General features: G+C 51.9%; 14 protein-coding genes and 1 CRISPR repeat array. Of the genes, 1 reads left to right on the top strand and 13 read right to left on the bottom strand.

The window, feature by feature from the left end:
- Window positions 1-110 precede the first annotated feature (110 nt).
- Complete coding sequence (locus HMPREF0636_RS04935; protein ID WP_155807293.1) at window positions 111-626, top strand: hypothetical protein; 516 nt, start codon at window positions 111-113, stop codon at window positions 624-626.
- 93 nt (window positions 627-719) lie between these two features.
- Here HMPREF0636_RS04935 and HMPREF0636_RS04940 read toward each other — a convergent pair whose 3' ends face one another.
- The 13 genes from HMPREF0636_RS04940 to cas1 form a co-directional block, all read right to left on the bottom strand.
- Complete coding sequence (locus HMPREF0636_RS04940; protein ID WP_044168907.1) at window positions 720-1,421, bottom strand: RluA family pseudouridine synthase; 702 nt, start codon at window positions 1,419-1,421, stop codon at window positions 720-722.
- A 9-nt stretch (window positions 1,422-1,430) separates the two neighbouring features.
- A complete protein-coding gene (locus HMPREF0636_RS04945; RefSeq protein WP_044168908.1) occupies window positions 1,431-2,225 on the bottom strand; it encodes a DNA alkylation repair protein in 795 nt (264 codons plus the stop codon).
- A gap of 24 nt (window positions 2,226-2,249) precedes the next feature.
- The gene (locus tag HMPREF0636_RS04950) at window positions 2,250-4,049 is read right to left on the bottom strand and encodes a chloride channel protein (RefSeq protein WP_155807294.1); all 1,800 of its coding nucleotides are present in this window, start codon (window positions 4,047-4,049) and stop codon (window positions 2,250-2,252) included.
- Between the two features lie 25 nt (window positions 4,050-4,074).
- Window positions 4,075-4,674 (bottom strand): L-threonylcarbamoyladenylate synthase, encoded by a 600-nt coding sequence (locus HMPREF0636_RS04955; RefSeq protein WP_044168909.1) that lies wholly within the window; start codon window positions 4,672-4,674, stop codon window positions 4,075-4,077.
- Window positions 4,675-4,883: 209 nt separating this feature from the next.
- Window positions 4,884-5,927 (bottom strand): thiamine-phosphate kinase, encoded by a 1,044-nt coding sequence (gene thiL, locus HMPREF0636_RS04960; protein ID WP_044168911.1) that lies wholly within the window; start codon window positions 5,925-5,927, stop codon window positions 4,884-4,886.
- Window positions 5,928-5,955: 28 nt separating this feature from the next.
- The gene (gene lpxK / locus HMPREF0636_RS04965; protein WP_044168912.1) at window positions 5,956-7,089 is read right to left on the bottom strand and encodes a tetraacyldisaccharide 4'-kinase; all 1,134 of its coding nucleotides are present in this window, start codon (window positions 7,087-7,089) and stop codon (window positions 5,956-5,958) included.
- Between the two features lie 35 nt (window positions 7,090-7,124).
- Entirely contained in the window at window positions 7,125-8,951 is a 1,827-nt protein-coding gene (gene sppA / locus HMPREF0636_RS04970; protein WP_044168935.1) for a signal peptide peptidase SppA, read from the bottom strand.
- A gap of 319 nt (window positions 8,952-9,270) precedes the next feature.
- Window positions 9,271-11,289: an OmpA family protein gene (locus tag HMPREF0636_RS04975; protein WP_044168913.1), complete on the bottom strand. Its 2,019-nt coding sequence runs from the start codon at window positions 11,287-11,289 to the stop codon at window positions 9,271-9,273.
- Window positions 11,290-11,295: 6 nt separating this feature from the next.
- Window positions 11,296-11,889 carry a 7-carboxy-7-deazaguanine synthase QueE gene (locus tag HMPREF0636_RS04980; protein ID WP_044168914.1) on the bottom strand — a complete coding sequence of 198 codons (594 nt, stop codon included), beginning with the start codon at window positions 11,887-11,889 and terminating at the stop codon, window positions 11,296-11,298.
- Window positions 11,890-12,018: 129 nt separating this feature from the next.
- Complete coding sequence (locus HMPREF0636_RS04985; protein WP_044168916.1) at window positions 12,019-12,951, bottom strand: dimethylarginine dimethylaminohydrolase family protein; 933 nt, start codon at window positions 12,949-12,951, stop codon at window positions 12,019-12,021.
- Between the two features lie 215 nt (window positions 12,952-13,166).
- A complete protein-coding gene (locus HMPREF0636_RS04990; protein WP_044168917.1) occupies window positions 13,167-15,704 on the bottom strand; it encodes an alpha/beta hydrolase family protein in 2,538 nt (845 codons plus the stop codon).
- A gap of 264 nt (window positions 15,705-15,968) precedes the next feature.
- A CRISPR array of direct repeats spans window positions 15,969-16,707; the repeat unit is 48 nt; unit sequence GTTGTGATTGGCTTTCAATTCAGTACCTTCGTAATAGCTAGTACAACT.
- Between the two features lie 106 nt (window positions 16,708-16,813).
- Complete coding sequence (cas2, locus tag HMPREF0636_RS04995; RefSeq protein WP_044168919.1) at window positions 16,814-17,158, bottom strand: CRISPR-associated endonuclease Cas2; 345 nt, start codon at window positions 17,156-17,158, stop codon at window positions 16,814-16,816.
- On the bottom strand, window positions 17,155-18,063 hold the full coding sequence (gene cas1, locus HMPREF0636_RS05000; RefSeq protein ID WP_044168920.1) for a type II CRISPR-associated endonuclease Cas1: 909 nt from the start codon (window positions 18,061-18,063) through the stop codon (window positions 17,155-17,157). Before cas1 ends, cas2 begins: the two co-directional genes overlap by 4 nt.
- Window positions 18,064-18,069 lie beyond the last annotated feature (6 nt).

The following is an 18,069-nucleotide window of genomic DNA, read 5'->3' on the forward strand; positions in this document are numbered from 1 at the left end:
GCCCCTTCTTTCGATAGAAAATTGACTACCCCATATACAAGACTCGGACCAGAGGCCGTTATTTTGAGTGAAAGGACTCACACCAAGTCTAATTTAACACGAATAAGAACATGAAGAAATTCCTTCCCATGCTACTCATTGCAGGGCTAACCCTCGGAGTAGCATCATGCAAGAAAGACAAGAATGAACCTAAGCCCAGGCCTAACCCACAGAAGCCTGACCCTAAGAAGCCAGGCAAGCCAGACCCAAAGACCTTCACCCTCGAAGGTACGAGCTGGACAGCAGAGACCCTACCCACATCAGCTAAGGAACTGAAATACTCCGCCGCTGCAACTTTCGCCAAGGACGGTACCGTGACGTTCATCATCACCCAGACCTCTACGAAAGATGCTAAGAAGGTAGGCACCATGCCCTATACCCTCAAGTATAGCTACAAGAAGCCTGTCCTCACTCTCACCGACCTGAAGTATCAGAATGGACAAGGGGAGGCTTTCCCAGCAGATCAGATTAAAGAAATCGAAGCATTGCTGAAAAAGCCAGCCGAGGTAGATGAAACGAAGAACACCATCACCATCAACAAGGCTAGCAACGCACCTCTAATCTTCACCATGAAGAAGGGCAAATAGCCCCTCCCCCACCAACAAGTCTAAACAATAAAGAGAGCATCGGGTCGAGTCCACCCGATGCTCTCTTTTTATCTCACCCTTGAGGCTAGTTATTTATGCCTCGACCTGTGCTGCGAGCTCCTGCCAGAGACGATCGCTGGGCAGTGGGGCAATAAGGGATACTGGTAGCTTGCTCACCGGATGAGTGAAGGCGATGCTTCGTGAGAGCAGGCTGATACTGCCATCGGGATTACTTCTCGGTGCTCCGTACTTCAGATCACCACGGATAGGACAGCCGAGATGCGCCAACTGACAGCGTATCTGGTGGTGGCGTCCCGTATGGAGCTCTACCTCCACTAGGTGGTAACGCTCTCCCGAGGCAAGTAGCCGATAGGAGAGGCGTGCGAGCTTGGCACCCTCCCTCATCGGGTCTCGGGTGACATAGCTCTTATTTTGTTGCTCGTTGCGGATGAGGTAGTCCTCTAATGTCCCGGCAGGTTGAGGTGGGGCAGCAGTGACGATTGCCCAATACTTCTTCTGCACCTCTCCGTGACGAAAGAGGTCATTCATCCTCGTCAGTGCCTTGCTGGTCTTGGCGAAGACCACCAGCCCCCCGACAGGACGATCTAGGCGATGGATCACACCGAGGAAGACGTTACCGGGCTTCTGGTACTTCTCCTTCAGCCATAGCTTCAGCGTCTCACTCATAGGTATGTCTCCCGTCTTATCACCCTGGACGATCTCCCCAGGCCGCTTAGCGACACAGAGCAGATGGTTGTCCTCGTAGATGATATTAGGCGTATATGGATGAGCCATAGGAGTGAGTTATTTATTTAGGCTACGTAGGGCACGCTTGGTGATGTATCTTGTCTCAGGGCAGTCATGCTCCCTAAGCCAAGTCTCGCATAGCGTCTTGACAAACTTCGGCTGGGTCTTGGAGGCATCGTTGAGCCAGTTCCCCACACTATTCTGTACGTATCGTGAGGTGTCTCTACTGAGGGGAGTCAGGATAGGTAACCCCAGCTCTGGGGTATCCTTGAGCCGAGTGATATGCTCACACCATACCCCACAGGGGCGGGTAGCTTCGCAGGCAAAGCGACGAATATATTCGTTCTGATCCATAGCCCAATGTGCTAGAGACTGCAGCGCCTCATCTAGCTCATCTATGATATGCTGACGAAGGGAAAACCAAGCAACCTCCCGTACGCCGAAGTGTGCGTCTTGAGCGAAAGGGTATATGTACCTCAGCTCATCCTCTAGGCTAGTATAGGGATGAGCATAGGCAGCCCAGCACCGGAGCATATCAGACCTATGTGAGCCCAACTGCTGGAGCAGAGCTTCGTCATCATGCTGGAGGATGAGTTGTCCGAGGGTACGACCTATCACTCTACACGTGCTGTTGGTAGAGGGTTTCTTTTGGTCACGTATCTGAGCTAAGAGCGTAGGAAGATACTCGTCACGTCCTAGGAGGTGGAACTGATGCTGTAGTAGTGCTACTTGGTCTACTGCTAGCCACTCTGTGAGGTTTGCTGTTTCGAGCTCCCCTCGGTTAATTCGCTCAAGAACCTCGGGTGGGATCTGGGATATAGAACGTGCGCCTACACGCTTTTCTTGGGTCATATATCTTACTTGGATAATGGGCACTTAGTCCCCGATGAAGGTAGCATTGAGTACCTCTCGGTAGTTGTTGAAGATGGCACTCTTGCTGATAAACCCTAGGTAACGTCCCTCGTCATCTACGACGGGCATCTTCCACTCCTTCGTCTCATCAAACAGGCGCATCACCTCCGTCATGGGCATTGAAGACTGAATCTTCACTTCGGGGGCAACCATAATCCGGCGCACCTGATAGCGCTCATAGAGCTCTGGGCGGAACATGATGTTGCGTACGTTGTCAAGCTCTACGATGCCCACTAGGATCCCCGAGGCATTTACCACAGGGAAGGAGTTGCGGTGGCTCACGGAGATTACCTTGACCATCTCCCCAAGCGTCATCTCAGGATGAACTACTTCGAAGTCATGCTCTAGGACATTCTCCAGATTCATTAGCGTCAGTACGGCAGTATCCTTTTTGTGGGTCAGTAGCTTGCCCTGCTCCGCTAGACGTAGCGAATATATGCTGTGAGGCATGAAGATACGTATGGTAGCAAAGGAGGTGAGGGAGACCAGCATCAGCGGGAGGAAGAGATTGTATCCTCCGGAGAGCTCTGCTATGAGGAATACTCCTGTTAGCGGGGCATGCATCACACCAGCCATGAGGCCAGCCATCCCGAGGAGGATATAGTTCTTCGGGGAGATGAAGACGCGCATTGAGGAGAAGTAATTGACGAGATAGGAGAAGAGGAAACCCGTTAGCCCCCCGACAAAGAGCGTAGGAGCGAAGAGACCACCACACCCACCACCTGAGTTGGTGGCTACGGAGGCAAAGACCTTAAATAGTACCGTTAATAGGAAGAAGGCAAAGACGACCCAATAAGAGGAGGAGAAGGCCTCAAAGATACTACCATCCAGTAGCTGCGTGTACTGCCCATCAAGGAGGATATTGACCGAGTCGTACCCTTCCCCATAGAGTGGTGGGAAGAGGAAGATCAGTAGGGATAGGATAGCTGCTGAGATGAGGTAGCGGGTGCGCTGGCTCTTGAGCTTCCTAAATTCCCCCTCGATACGAAACATAGTCTTAGAGAAATAGAGCGAGATAAGCCCACACACAATCCCAAGTAGGATCATCAGTGGGATACGCTCGATATAGTAGGGATCTGTCTGTATGAAGAGGAAGAGGTTTTCCTTGCCTGAGAGCACATAGGCTACGGCAGCAGCCGAGACGGAGCTCACCAGCAGGGGCAGGACAGAAGCCATCGTAAGATCCAGTAGGAGTACCTCGATAACAAAGACTAGGCCTGTGATAGGAGCCTTGAAGATTCCCCCTAGAGCCCCCGCCACACCACAACCGATGAGGAGCATGAGGTTACGCTGCTCGAGGCGGAAGAGACGCCCAAAGTTCGACCCAATGGCAGCCCCAGTAAGTACAATAGGTGACTCCGCTCCCACCGATCCACCAAAGCTAATAGTCAGCGCGCTGGCAAGCAGGGAAGACCAAGTATTGTGGGGCTTGATCCTGCTCTTACGTTGCGAGATCGAGCTCAAGACCTTAGTGACACCATGGCTGATATCGTCACGCACGATGTAGCGCACAAAGAGCAGGGAGAGCAAGATCCCCAGTGCAGGGAAGACTAGGTAGAGGTAGCTTCGCTGCTCAATATGCATGAGCACGAAGCCCTCTATGTGGTGTATGATGAACTTCAGCAGAGCTGCCAAGAGAGCCATCGTCACCCCTATAGAGAGACTGAGCAGGAGGATAAAGTAACGCTCGCTGATATGTTTCTCTCGCCAGAGGATCACCTGATCCTGTAGCTTCCGCCTATCGAAGAGCCGTGCATTCATCATCTATATGTTGTAGCGGTGTCGGTGACTAAGGACGTAAAACCTTCACTTCGCCCCCCGTACCCAGCTGGATAATCTGCGAAGGCTCCCTCGGGGTATTATCCTCCTGAAGATAGCGGACGATATAGTCTACCCCCGAGCGGATCTCCTCGCTAATGCCGGAGAAGAAGAGCGGGGTAGGCTCGCCACTGATGTTGGCAGAGGTGGAGACGATCGGACGGCGAAGCTGTCGGCACAGAGCGGAGGAGAAGGCCTCCTGTGTCTGACGTATCCCTAGGCTACCTCCTTCGCCTATTAGGCTAGGGGCAACCCCCGAAGCTCCCGAGGTGTAGACGATGGTGATCGGTCGCACTGCTAGCTCCATGAGGTCATAGGCTATCTCGGGGACGTCACTGATGAGACGCTCTACCTCATGGGTCTCTGCGACGAGTACGAGCATGCTCTTGCTGTCCTGCCTACGCTTGAGTGCATAGATACGTTGTACGGCCTCTTCGTTGGTAGCGTCACAGCCTATCCCCCAGACCGTATCTGTAGGATAGAGGATGATCCCCCCTTGACGTAGCGTAGCGACGGCCTCATCGAGGTCGGCCTTATCGTAGGAGGGCTGTATGGTCTCTTTTATCTTCATTCTTTCGTTCCTTAGGTGGAGGTTTCTTTATGCCCTCCATAGCAGTATGCTTGTGACCCCTCGTGAGGTAGCCTCGTAACCTCTCAGGAGGTATGCCCGTAACCTCTCGTGAGGTTCCCTCGTAACCTCCGAAGGGGTTATGGGGATACCTATTTTGAGGATGGCGGGAGAGGGGTAATGGCTCTTTGGGGAAGGGGATCCTTAGGAGGCTAGGCTTGCTCTGCCTGCTCTTGGGGCCAACCCTGGGCGATGAGCCGTAGTTCAGTACCATCAGGTGCGACTAGGAAGCAGCCCGCACTAGCCTCGGTGATATGCCCGATGATGCGAATACCCTCGAGCGTACGTAGCTCGTCTAGCTGTGCTAGGGGGACGGTGAAAATAAGTTCGAAGTCCTCCCCTCCATTCAGTGCCACTGTCGTCGTAGACATGTGAAGCTCTTCGGCCATAAGTGCCGTCTCGTGGTCTATGGGAAGGCGATCCTCATATATGCGTACCCCTACACCACTCTCCGTAGCGATGTGTAAGAGCTCTGAGGCAAGCCCGTCCGAACTATCTATCATTGAGGTCGGGCGGATGCCTGCGCCGCGTAGTGCGAGGAGGATGTCCTGCCTAGCCTCGGGCTTGAGTTGTCGCTCTAGGATGTATTCACGCTCGGCGAAGTCGGGGTTGAACCCCTCCTTCTCCCCAGCGAACACGCGCTTCTCCCTCTCGAGTAGCTGGAGACCCATATAGGCCGCCCCTAGGCTCCCACTAACACAAATCAGGTCTGTCGGCTTAGCACCACTGCGTAGGATGGCTTGACCCTTCTCCACCATCCCTAGGCAGGTGATGCTGATGCACAGCCCCGTTAGGCTCGCAGAGGTATCGCCACCTACGAGGTCTACTCCGTAGCGGTCGCAGGCGAGTCTGAGACCAGCATACAGCTCCTCCAGATCCTCGAGAGCGAAGCGAGCAGAGACACCGATAGAGGCGGTCAGCTGCTGAGGATGCCCGCCCATAGCATAGATGTCAGAGAAACTGCCTATGGCAGCCTTGTAGCCCAAGTGCTTGAGGGGAGTATAGGTTAGGTCAAAGTGAATCCCCTCGAGAAGCAAGTCTGTGGTGAGGAGGGTCTGCATCTCGGGTGGATAGGCTACCACGGCGGCATCATCACCGACGCCGAGGATGGTTGTATCGTTGTGCTTGGGCAGCGCCTGCGTAAGATGTTTAATTAGGGCAAACTCGCCGAGTTCTGCTAGTTCTGTTCGTTGCATATATCAAATGGAAGAGCCTCCCTCTGTACTATAAATGAGGGCGAAGGCCAGAAGGTAGCGCCTTAGCTGCTTGGAAGATCATCTTCTTAAAGTCCTCGGGGTTATAAAGGATCTCCGTCGCAATCGGCAGGTAGAAAATACGTGTTATAAGCTCGTCTCCTAGCTGCTGCTTGAGGTCAAAAAGCCGTACCGCATCCTTCTCTGTCGAGATGATGTAGACAGGCTCATCTACCCCCACAATAGCCTGCTCCCGCTGCCACACAGAGCGGATGTGCTCCAAATCCTTGGTACGGAAGTTATGGTGATCCTGAAAGGTAATCCTAGAGACCACCTTATAGTGTCGCTCGAGGTAGTCATAGAAGGGATTCGGAGAAGCAATCCCAGCTAATGCGATGACAGATGTCCCAGAGGGTAGCGTCTGGTGCTGGGGGTCATGTGCCGTATGCTTCGAGTCTCTCACAAGGGACGCAAGAGGGGCAGGATCTCGGTAGATAACCCGAGAGAAGAAGATACGTTGATGGGGATACAGCGCTAGGTTACGCTGCATGATACGCAGGTTGATGGGCTGTAGGTTTGAGGGACATTTAGTTAAGACAATACAATCTGCACGGTAGCGAGCCGATGCAGGCTCCCTCAGTGTCCCGACTGGGAGGAGCGTGTCTTCATGAAGCTCCCTCTGAGCATCCACCAGAAGGATAGAGAAGGAGGGATGCACGTAGCGATGCTGGAACCCATCATCAAGTAGCACGACATCTGGACGCTCTCCCTCAGGCAAACTCATCAAATGTCTCATCGCACGTCTCCTATCGCCATCGACGATAATACGTACATGGGGGTACTTCAGCCCCAGTTGCCTTGGCTCGTCTCCCACCTCAGAGACGGTAGAGGTGCGGGTGACGACTCTCTGCCCATGGCTCTTGCGCTTATACCCTCGTGAGATGATAGCGATCCTATAGCTAGGGCTTAGCAGGCTTACGATGAGCTCTATGTGAGGCGTCTTGCCCGTTCCCCCCACGGTGATATTACCTACACAAATGAGGGGCACGGGGTAGGTCTCCCCCTTCAGCACGCCTTGGTTGAAAAGGAAGTTTCGGAAGCCTACCCCACAGCCATACAGCCACGAGAGGAGATGAAGCAGGGGATTGTTTGTTCGCTTCTGCATCGTGCTGTGTTTCGTTTTCTTGGGAAGACTAGGCTCTAGTAAGCAGTGAGGCCGTAGGGCAGGCGTGCTTGAATGCCCGTGTAGGTAAAGCTCTGACGTAGGAACTGCTGGAGCTTACGCTCCTGATCTGTCATCAGGCGATCCTTCATGCGGGCTACGAAGCCTCCTGAGCTAGAGGAGCTCAATAGCTGCTGCCAGAAGCTATGCGAAGTCTCACCATAGCTTACGTAGTAATTGTTTGACACTCCTGCCAGTTTAGCTGCGAGCCTCACAGCAGTCTCTAGACCACCTAGCTCGTCTACTAGCCCAAGCTCTTTAGCCTTAGCTCCGAGCCAGACACGTCCCTGCCCGATGTGATCTACCGAGTCTACTGAGAGCTTACGTCCCTCTGCGACACGAGAGAGGAAGGTACGGTAGCCTCGCTCAACCATCCCCTGGATGACCGCCTTCTCCTCTGGGGAAAGTCCGTTGATGCCTATCCCTAAAATGCCCCCAAGCTCTAGGTCTGCATAGGGAGAGGTCTTGACGACATCCATACTGAGGCCTAGTCGCTTAGCCAGAGCGGAAGCCTCGGGAACAATCCCAAAGATCCCAATCGACCCCGTCAGCGTCACGGGGCTAGCCACGATTGCATCTGCGGCAGAAGCAATATAATATCCTCCCGAAGCTGCGAGATCACCCATGGAGACAACGACAGGGACCTTTGCCTTCAGCTGTCGTACCTGATGCCATATTTGCTCTGAGAGGAAAGCACTACCCCCAGGCGAATTGATACGTAGCACTACGGCCTTGGTATCCTCATCCTCACCGATCTGCTTCAGTTCACGTGCCAGAGCACTCTGTATCCCCTCCTGCGCATAGGGACTATCCATGATCTCGCCCTCTGCATAGAGTACTGTGATCTTATTCTCCCCTTGTGGCTCAGCTGTATCATCGGGGACATCTACGAGGTCTGCTAGCGTCACTTGTCGAATATCTCGAGCAGAACTTAGCCCCATCTTCCGAGCAATCACTTCCTCCATATCCAGGCGATAGGCCAGGGTATCTACGAGGCCACTAGCGAGGAAGACCTTAGCCTCTCCGAAAGCACGCCCCTCAGAGGCGAACTGGCGGAGACTATCCACAGACACCTTACGTGCGCCTGCTATCCCCTCGAGAATATACTGCCAAGTCCCATCAAGGTAAGCCTGTATCTGCTCCCTATTCGGCTCACTAAGTCGGTCGAGGATGTACGGCTCCACAGCCCCCTTGTAGGTACCGACCTTAAAGACCTCTGCCTTAATCCCGAGCTTCTCCAGCGCCTCATGCATCATGAGACTTCCACTGGCAAGCCCTACAAGGGGTATCGTACCCTCGGGGTTAAGTACCACGCGATCGGCCACGGAGGCTAGGTAATACGCCTTTTGTGAATAGCTGTCGGCATAGGCAATGATGAACTTACCACTTTTCTTGAAATCCCTCAGTGCATCCCGTAGCTCCTCCGTCGAAGCCAGCCCTGCGGAGAGCCCTTCGACATTGAGGTAGATTCCTTTGATATTGGGATTCACCTTCGCCTTACGTATACCCTGCAGTGCTTGGGTCAGCGAAACAGGACGATCAGACTGATTACCAAAGGAGAAGAGACTCTGCCAGTCATCCGTTGTCACGATCTCCTGAAGGCTCGTCACATCGATACGCAGGATGGTATTGTCCCGGATAGTCGTCGCACGATTAGAGGAGAAGACCGCCGATATAACGAGGCTAATGAAGAAGAAGATACTGATTAAGAAGAAAAAGATATGCGCACCAAGGAAACCAAGGAAAGAAGCAAGAACCGTCTTCCAAAAGCCTAGAGGCTGCTTAGGGGGTAAATTATTCTCCATGAGGATGATGTACTGAAAGTTGTGCTGTAGCTTCGACAATTAGTGGGTAGACAGCCTCGGGCTTCCTTGCCTGAGGCTATCCACAAATATACTAAATAGTTTATACTACCTAACCAGCTGGAGTACACCGCAGAGGGTAAAATAGGTATTGAGGAAAACCCTCTGAAGGTATCCCCGTAAACCCAAGAGGGGTATCCCCGTAACCTCCGTACAGTTATCCCCGATACCTGCGGAGAGCTATCGGGGAGAACCTTTTTATAGGGATGACGATAGGTATGAGGTGGGGCTTATTTAGCCTGCTATATAGCGAGCCTATGTATTACCACGAGGAGACAGCACGAAACTCCGTGCGTCTATTCAAAGCATCGCATTGCCTTTGCTGGTCTTCGGTTAGTGTGGCAATAAAGGCTTCATCCAACACCTGCCCCTCTGTGAGGAAGGGATGTTCCTCTGCCACTCGACGGGTTACTACGAAGGGACGAGCCTTACCGTAGCCCTCAGAGCGCAGACGACTCTCTGCGACACCTCGGGAGACAAGCCACTGCAGGAGGGCATGTGCACGCCTCTGTGATAGAGCTACATTATACGCATCTGTACCATGGCGGTCTGCGTGAGCCAAGAGCGTAAGCTGCACCTGAGGGTTGTCCCTCATGAGCTGGAGCAGGCTGTCAAGACTCGGAGTACTCTCAGGTAGGATTTCTGCTGAGTCAAAGGCATAATACACCTCGCGAAGAGGCTCAAGCCTTCCCTCCTGAGCTAGATAAAAGTCCACCGTATAGACCTCGGAGCTATCTGAGGGATCGGTATGTAGGCGTACATACTGATTGAGGTAACCCTGCGCCGAGGCCAGCATCACATAGTCGGTATCAGCGGAGGCTGGGAGGCGGTAGCTCCCTTGTTGGTCTGTTGTCACTACTTGCATCTGCCCCTCACGGCGATTGCCTACGAGGCTTAGGGTTACCCCTGAGAGAGGGTACCCCTCTCGGTCAGAGACAATTCCCTCAATAATGGTCTCGACCTTCTCCAACTCAAAGCGATAGAGATGCGGTACCCCCCTTAGGTCATCACGGGAGGAGGCTAGGAAACCTACCTCTCGGAGGCTCTTCCCTCCAGACAGCTCGTCCACGATGGGAGCTGGGGCAAAGCCATAGTCGTCCGCATGGGTGTTGATGGGATAAGGTAGATGGTGGAGTTCATAGCCTCCATCAGGCAGGAGCGTAGCACGGTAGACATCTAGCCCCCCATAGCCCATCCAGCCCTCTGAAGCGAAGTAGACCACGCTATCGGAGATAGCATAAGGGAAAAGCTCATCCCGTGGACTATTCACTTGCTCACCGAGGTTATAGACGGCCCCTTTCTCTCCATGCTCTAGGCTCATGCGGTAGAGATCCTTGCCTCCCCTACCCCCCGCTACATCAGAGACAAAAAAAAGGATCTTCCCTGAGGGGCTCAACGAAGGATGGGCAACCAGTACCGTACTATCCTCAAAGATGGGAAAAGGTTTTCCTTCGCTCCAAGCCCCATCTTCCCCCTGTGATGCCATATAAATCTGAGCAGTGTGCATCCCCTCTTTCCCCTGCTCCGAGCGTGTATAGTACATCGTTCGCCCATCGGGGGTAAAGGTAGGGGTGCCTATGTCACTCTGGGGCGAAGTCAGCCCTACCAGTGTATCTACCTTACCCGACCAAGAGGCATTCGCTCCCTGATGCAGGGCATAGATACGTCCTAGACCTTCACCCGTGATCGGACTCTGGGTACTAGCCCCTGCCGAGGGGCGCCTATGACTAGTGAAATAAATCGTTTTCCCCTTAGGCGAATAGGCTACACCATAGTCACTTCGGGAGGAGGACAGGTGGTCCGATCGTGTGACCTTATAGCGTAATGCAGACGGGGAACTGGGATGAGCCATACGGAGGGCAAAGTCAGCACTCTCCTCTAGCAAACGAGCCTCTCGGCTCGCAGAATCATAGCTAAGATAACGCCGAGCGAAGGTCAAAGCCTCCTGATATGCCCCCGTAGCCAAAGCGACCTCCGCAAGACGAATGAGGAGCAGGCTATCGGGATATTGATACTTTAGAGCTGAGTGATAGCTCGTGCGGGCAGAGGCAAAAGCCCTGAGACACCGAGCATTCTCCCCCGAGCGAAACGCTAGGCGTGCCTTCTCTGCCCTTTGCTCCCTAGGTGTACGCTGGTAGAGCTGTTTATACAGCCCCATAGCTTGGTGATATTCCCCACGAGCCTCCGCAGTCTCTGCCTCCCTCAAGAGACGAGACGTACAGGCAGGGAGAAGGAAAGACAGGGTAAGGATAGCAAGGTAAAGGGACAGGGGGAAGCGCATGAGGTCCTAGGGGATATGAATGAGTTTGTGCATCTGGATGCTGAGCCTCCATTCGGGATGCTTGAGGATATAATCCACACAGAGCTCTACGGCAGAGCTATCTACATCTCCCTGAGTCTCCCCTACGAAGATGGGGCTAAGCAGATAGGCCTCCGCAGGCGGAAGGTCACTAATGTTTGGGGGTAAGTCAATATCCTTCCCTATAGGAAAGCGGAACTCATTCACACCATCAGGGAAATTATGGGAGAGCAGGCGCATCGCTTCCCTCTTCGGGCTACACGTGATATAGTCTAGCCCACGAGGGGGACGACGTGTGCCATTGGTCTCAATGGACTGATGGTAGCCAAGAGCCTTGAAGTAAGCCACAATCTCCTCCGTCAGCTGCAGGGTAGGCTCTCCCCCCGTCCAGATAATGCGCTTACCGGGCCACTGGGCTATCCGATCCCTCACCTCCTCCAGCGTCATCTCTACGCCGCTCTCAAACTCTGTATCGCAGAAGCTACAGCTCAAGTTGCATTTACTCAGGCGAATGAATATCGAGGCTCGCCCCATATTCAGTCCCTCTCCCTGTAGACTATAGAATATCTCATTTACTAGCATCTCTTTCCGCTTTATATGGCTACAAAGATACAGCAGAGCGTAGAAGGACAGACGGAGAAGCCCCCACACCTCCCCCTAGACTCGCTAGGGAAGGATGCAGGGGCTACGCACAAATAGCTGAACAGTCTCTTACTTTGCCCCACGCACAAGTGGCATAGTAGAGCAGCGTAGGAGTCCCCCCATCTTTGAGATTTCTTGATAGGGAGCTTCCTCGACGGTCATTCCCCAGGCTGAGCGCAGGAACTGGTTCAGACGGATGAAGTGTTGGTCACTAATAATCGCATCAGGGCCTAGAGAGAAGATATTCGTATTCATGTAATAGGCCTCCTCTGGGGTAACAGCAAAGAGGTTATCACGCCCAAAGACTTCCTCCAAGAGACCTACATCCTTCTTGTGTAAGAATCCCTCCTTATAGATAAGAGCCCTTCCCTTCGATATAGGCTGGAAGGCACAATCAAGATGCAAGACCGACTTACGAGGATCTTGGTCATGTTTCCTCAGCTCTAGTGGGACAATATGCTTACGGGGGAACCGCTCACGCAGGTAGTCAATAGCATAGCGATTGGTGCGGGCAGTCTTGAAGTCAGGATAATCCGGCCCCAAATAGGTCCCCACGAAGAGCACATCATCATAGAGTAGGATATCCCCACCCTCAGTATGCACCTCTTCGGGCAAACGCTCTATATGGTCTTGTGCTATGCGAGGCAAGATCGAAGTAGCAAAGGCATCCGTCTCTAAGGCTCGGTCGGGAATGAGGTTAGAGATGAAGAAGGTATTATCAATCGTGAAGCCCACATCACGGGCAAAAATCTGGTTATAGTTCTCTAGGGGTGCAGGGCGAAGCACCTCTACCCCATAGCGCTGGAGAATAGCAAGCACCTCATTCATCTCATGTATGACGTCGCTCTCTCTCGGATAAAAACCTTTATTAACTGCCTCGTAGCTCTTGGCGTCGTAGGTCTCGGTGAGCTTGGGCACTCCTCCGAGGCTGTGAGGCAGACCGAGTACCACGACCTTCAGAGGGTCGGTCTCGTTGGTGACGTGTGGGATGATCGGTTCCATAATGTCTGTTGTTTTGCTTATCCCCTCGGTAGGTCAAGGGAACAGTGTACGACAAATATACGTAAAGTTCTTTGTAGCCTACTATCAAACAGCGAGATAGTGCACCTAGTACATATCCATAAGAGACGAAAAAGAGTCTAGTCCATCCGCCACATCACCTGTGGCGGATGGACTAGACATCTTATCACCGCTTATTTAGGGGAACGAGTGACTATTTACTGCTCGTACACCGTCTTGGGATACAGGGCATCCCACCACTGGGGCTTATCCTGAAGGTACTTAGCGAACCACGCAAACATGGTCTTCATCCAAATGTCTTTCCGCTCAGGCTCTAGGATATGGTGGTCTTCACCTGTAAACTCGACCAGCTCTACGGTACGACCGAGGATCTTCAGCGAGTTATAGAGCGCCGTACTCTCACTAGGCGGTACATTCACATCGGAGGTACCATGCAAGAGCAGGAGAGGTGTGTGGATCTTATCTGCATTGAAAAGCGGGCTATGCTTCGTATAGAGCTCTGGGTTATTCCACGGATAGCTCCCAGCAGATGCTACCGAGCTGTATGCAATACCCCAGTAGCCTCCTGCCCAGTAGCTCGAGATGGAACTAATGCCAGCGTGACTGATGGCTGCAGCAAAAATATCGGTCTTCGTCTGCAGATACTGCGTCATGAAGCCCCCGTAGCTTGCGCCACAGCACCCGATTTTCTTTTCATCAACGAAGCCATGCTCCTCAGTGAAGGCTTTCACAGCTCCAATGATATCATCTGCAGTCTTTGTGCCCCAGGCATTCAGGTGGTCAGCGGCGAATGCCTGCCCATAGCCAGTACAGCCTCTTGGGTTCAGAGAGAGTGCCACATAGCCCTGAGAGGCAAACATCGCTAAATCGTAGGTTGTCTCCAGCTCACGAGTCAGAGGAATCGTACCGCCATAGTAATAGACAATCATGGGATACTTCTTCTTCGGATCAAAGTTCGGGGGGAGGTAGTACCAGCCATCGATACTAACTTCGTCGGGAGTACGGTAGACAAAGCTCTTAGCTGGAGTAAAACGTACATCACGGAGCTTCTCGCTAGAGAGATCCCAGACAAGGCGACTCTTACCAGGAGCCTCTAGTCGATAGAGACGATCGGCATTGTTGAGGCTCTGCCCTACATACCAGAGTGCATTCCCAGTACTCGAGAGGCTAAAGCTTCGCACAACCTCTTCGCTAGCATTGAGCGGAGTAATCTTATTCGTAGCGATATCTAATCGATAAAGGGATTTACGACTCCCATTATCCGCAGAGAAGTAGAACGCCTTCTGCTTGGCGACATATCCCTTCACATCTGCAATGCTAGGGGCGAAGTCCTTGGTCAGAGGTACTACTTGCTTGGTCTCCATGTTGAAGCGGAGAAGCTCTCGCTCATATCCATTTCCCCACTCCCCTTCTGGCAAGGTACTACCTGCGGAATTAAAGCTATTGGGTGAAGCAGTGATGAGTAACTCCTTCGTCCCCGGGATAAAGGAAACGTCAGCTATCTCTATTTCATCCTTAATCAGCGTGTCTACCCGAGACGTAGCAGGGTTATAGAGTAGGATGGTGGTGTGTCCATAGGGCGTCTTGGTCCAGTCCATCCCGTGTACACCGAGTAGGAGCTTCGAACCATCCTCAGAAATATCATAGATATTATTGCTTCGTACACCATAGGTCAAAGGCGTATATATCCCCGAGGCAATGTCATACTGATAAATCTCTGTGCGATCACGCCAGCCGGGCTGCCTATCATCAGGAGAAATACGGCGTATAGCAAGTGGATTTTTCCCAGGACCCTTACCTTGCTCATAGAAGTAAATCATCTTCTCATCAGGGCTAATCGTATAGCTAGAGCCAGGCAGATTATCGACCCACACACTCTGCTCTCCCGTCACGGGATGGATCTTTAAAAGCTGACGCTTGTTCCCATTCCCTCGCTCTAGGATGAGATAATCCTGCTTTGGCATCCAGCGAGCACCATATAGCCCTTGTGTCGAGCGAAGTACCTTGCCTGATGCATCACGAATATCCACATAGGTCGCACCCTTCTTCGGCACACGATCTGCCCATACCACGAACGCATACTTACCAGAGGGAGATACCGATACTGAGTAAATACGCTTGCCATGTGTAATATACTTCCAGTCGATGAAGTGAGTACCATTCATCGAGGCAACTGAGTCTAGCGAAGCAAACTTCTCCTCTGGCACAAAAACAAGTTTGAAGTCCGCCTGCACGCTATCCTTGGGCATACGAAGCACCTTTACAACCAGCTCCTTATACGTAGCCTCTAGCGTAAGAGGTGCTGTAACAGCCGGAACAGTATCGCTAGACACAGGTGCCTTCTCATTCGAGCTAAGGAGTGCACCATCGGCATAGATCGCATAGCGACCTCGTCCATAGAGACGCAGATTTCCCTTTGTGTATGTAGGAGAAACAGCACTAAATGAGTACACCGAGAGTGAAGCTACACCGGGGTTAGCTCCCTGAGGTACGGCAAATATCCCCTTTGACGAAGCAGCAATGGAGGTAGAGCGCCTTCCTTCAATCTCATAAGGACGTTTGATGAAGCTCGTCAGGTCAAAGCTCGTCTTACTTAGATTGACGGAATCAATGAGGACTGGAGTAGTAAGCGGGTGCGTTCCATAGCTTTTACCTCGGGTCAGTACTTGTGCTTGGGTACACAAGCTCCCCATAAACAAGGCTGCGAGAGTGAAGCAGATAGTAGTTCTTTTCATCCTGATAATGAAGTGTAATATGTTATCACTTTGCCGGGCAGTCTAGAGGGCAAATCACTCTACCCCCAGTGTACCCCCAAGGCAAAGGTACAAAGACCTACCGTGAAAACCATAGCGTAAGGGACACTTTATCCCACTACAAAGTAGCATAAGCCTCGCATTGCTATCCACCTCCCAACTGGGATATTCCCTTCTCTCTTACAGACCTTCACCAACCCTACCCCAATCCATATTCCCCGCTAGCCCTATTCCCAAGACTAAACATTAATAACTAACCTTCAACTCAGTACCTTCGTAATAGCTAGTACAACTGGCACGTATTACAACGTTTTGTTCCCCTGTTGTGATTAGCTTTCAATTCAGAACCTTCGTAATAGCTAGTACAACTAAACATCAGCGTGGAGCATATTGTCTCCGTTGTGATTAGCTTTCAATTCAGTACCTTCGTAATAGCTAGTACAACTAGCAAGGCGTGTGGTGTTACGATACTTGAGTTGTGATTGGCTTTCAATTCAGTACCTTCGTAATAGCTAGTACAACCTGAAGGCAAGGTAAATAAGCAGCAGCAAGGTTGTGATTGGCTTTCAATTCAGTACCTTCGTAATAGCTAGTACAACGCTGGAGAGTAATACGCTTACGCATAGCTGGTTGTGATTGGCTTTCAATTCAGTACCTTCGTAATAGCTAGTACAACAGCGAGACAAGGAGGCAGTGCGCCAAGCACGTTGTGATTGGCTTTCAATTCAGTACCTTCGTAATAGCTAGTACAACTCTTAGCAATAACGTCATTGATTATAGCTTGTTGTGATTGGCTTTCAATTCAGTACCTTCGTAATAGCTAGTACAACTGCCTGCGGGTGGTATATGATGGGCGCTGAGTTGTGATTGGCTTTCAATTCAGTACCTTCGTAATAGCTAGTACAACTCCACGACGGAGAAACGGGAACGGACTACCGTTGTGATTGGCTTTCAATTCAGTACCTTCGTAATAGCTAGTACAACTGACCATAGATATTCAGCTATGCACTAGCTCCTTACGAGGATTTATAGAAAAGAAAAAGCCGATGGTGTTCCATCGGCTTTTTGTATATATCAGAGAAAAGAATTACTTAAAATCCGAATAGATCAAGAGGGGGAGGAGCTACTGGCGGCTTAGTTGGAATATGCGAAGAGAAGTGCTCCATCATCCCAAACTGCTTGTCCGTGATTGTCATAATCACTACATCTCCCTCTTCGGGGAGCATATTCTTCACTCGTCGTACATGCACAGCTGCATTCTCCGCACTCGCACAATGGCGCATGTAGATAGAGTATTGAAACATCGAAAAGCCATCCTTGAGAAGACTTTGGCGAAAGCCTGAGGCAGCTTTACGCTCTAGTGCAGTATAAGTAGGAAGATCAAAGAAGACGAAGACCCACATAACACGATATTCACTTAGTCGACTTGCTTTCATCGAAGTAGGGGATAAGATATCTTACGAATTTCTCCTTGGAAGCAGCGGAGCAAAGAGCTAGCAGTCAGAGAAACAGCTACCATCAAAGGATGGCGCTGTCCATCTATCTCGACATCTAGGGTAGGGATGGAGAGGAGCTGTACCTTCAGCTCCTTTGTAAGTGCCATGGGAATCTCCTCCTCACAGATCTCGACGACCAACTGATCCACATAGGGGCGGTAGGGCTCCATGATATCATCCGCTAGGCAGTAGGCATTGTACTTGTTATGATGGTGGATACCCAGCGTCGGGAGTAGACCGCAGCTGACGAGTGCACGGGCGACGATGGCCCTCAGGATTGCGTAGCCGTAGTTGAGAAGGGCATTGGGAGCCGCCTCCTCACGCTCTCGGACGAAGCCAGGCAGAGAGATGAAGAGGTTGCGCCAATAGAAGGCCGCCGCTCGAGCCTCTAGGTTCTCCGAGTCGCCACTCTTCACCTGCTTGGCCCAGGCAAGTAGGTTCTTCGCAGGTTCCCCAAGGACTTGCCCGAGGAGCGTGGCTTGATTGAGGATCTTAGCCTGCACGGTTTGTTGCCAGAGTTGCTTCCGTAGGGGAAGGGAGGCCTCCAGCTGCGTACGGAAGCGCTCATTCTGGAGCGTGTGCCCATCGAGGGGAAGTAGAAGTCCTGCAGGCAGGTGACTAGGAGAACACGTTACTACGGCGCAGTTATTCTCTAAGAGTGCATGCAGGAGCCCATGGGTGATGGTGATCTGCTGATGGTCGAGTAGGACGACCCCAATATCTTCTATTGGGATCGTCCGTACAAGACGCTTAGCTTCCCCCTCACAGGGCTGACGCACCTCTATCTGCTTATTCCTAAGGGCGAGGTAGGCAGGGCTCCCGAAGTAAAGGGTATGCTTCATCATGATACT

It is taken from the genome of Porphyromonas catoniae ATCC 51270 (assembly GCF_000565015.1).
Taxonomy (GTDB): domain Bacteria; phylum Bacteroidota; class Bacteroidia; order Bacteroidales; family Porphyromonadaceae; genus Porphyromonas; species Porphyromonas catoniae.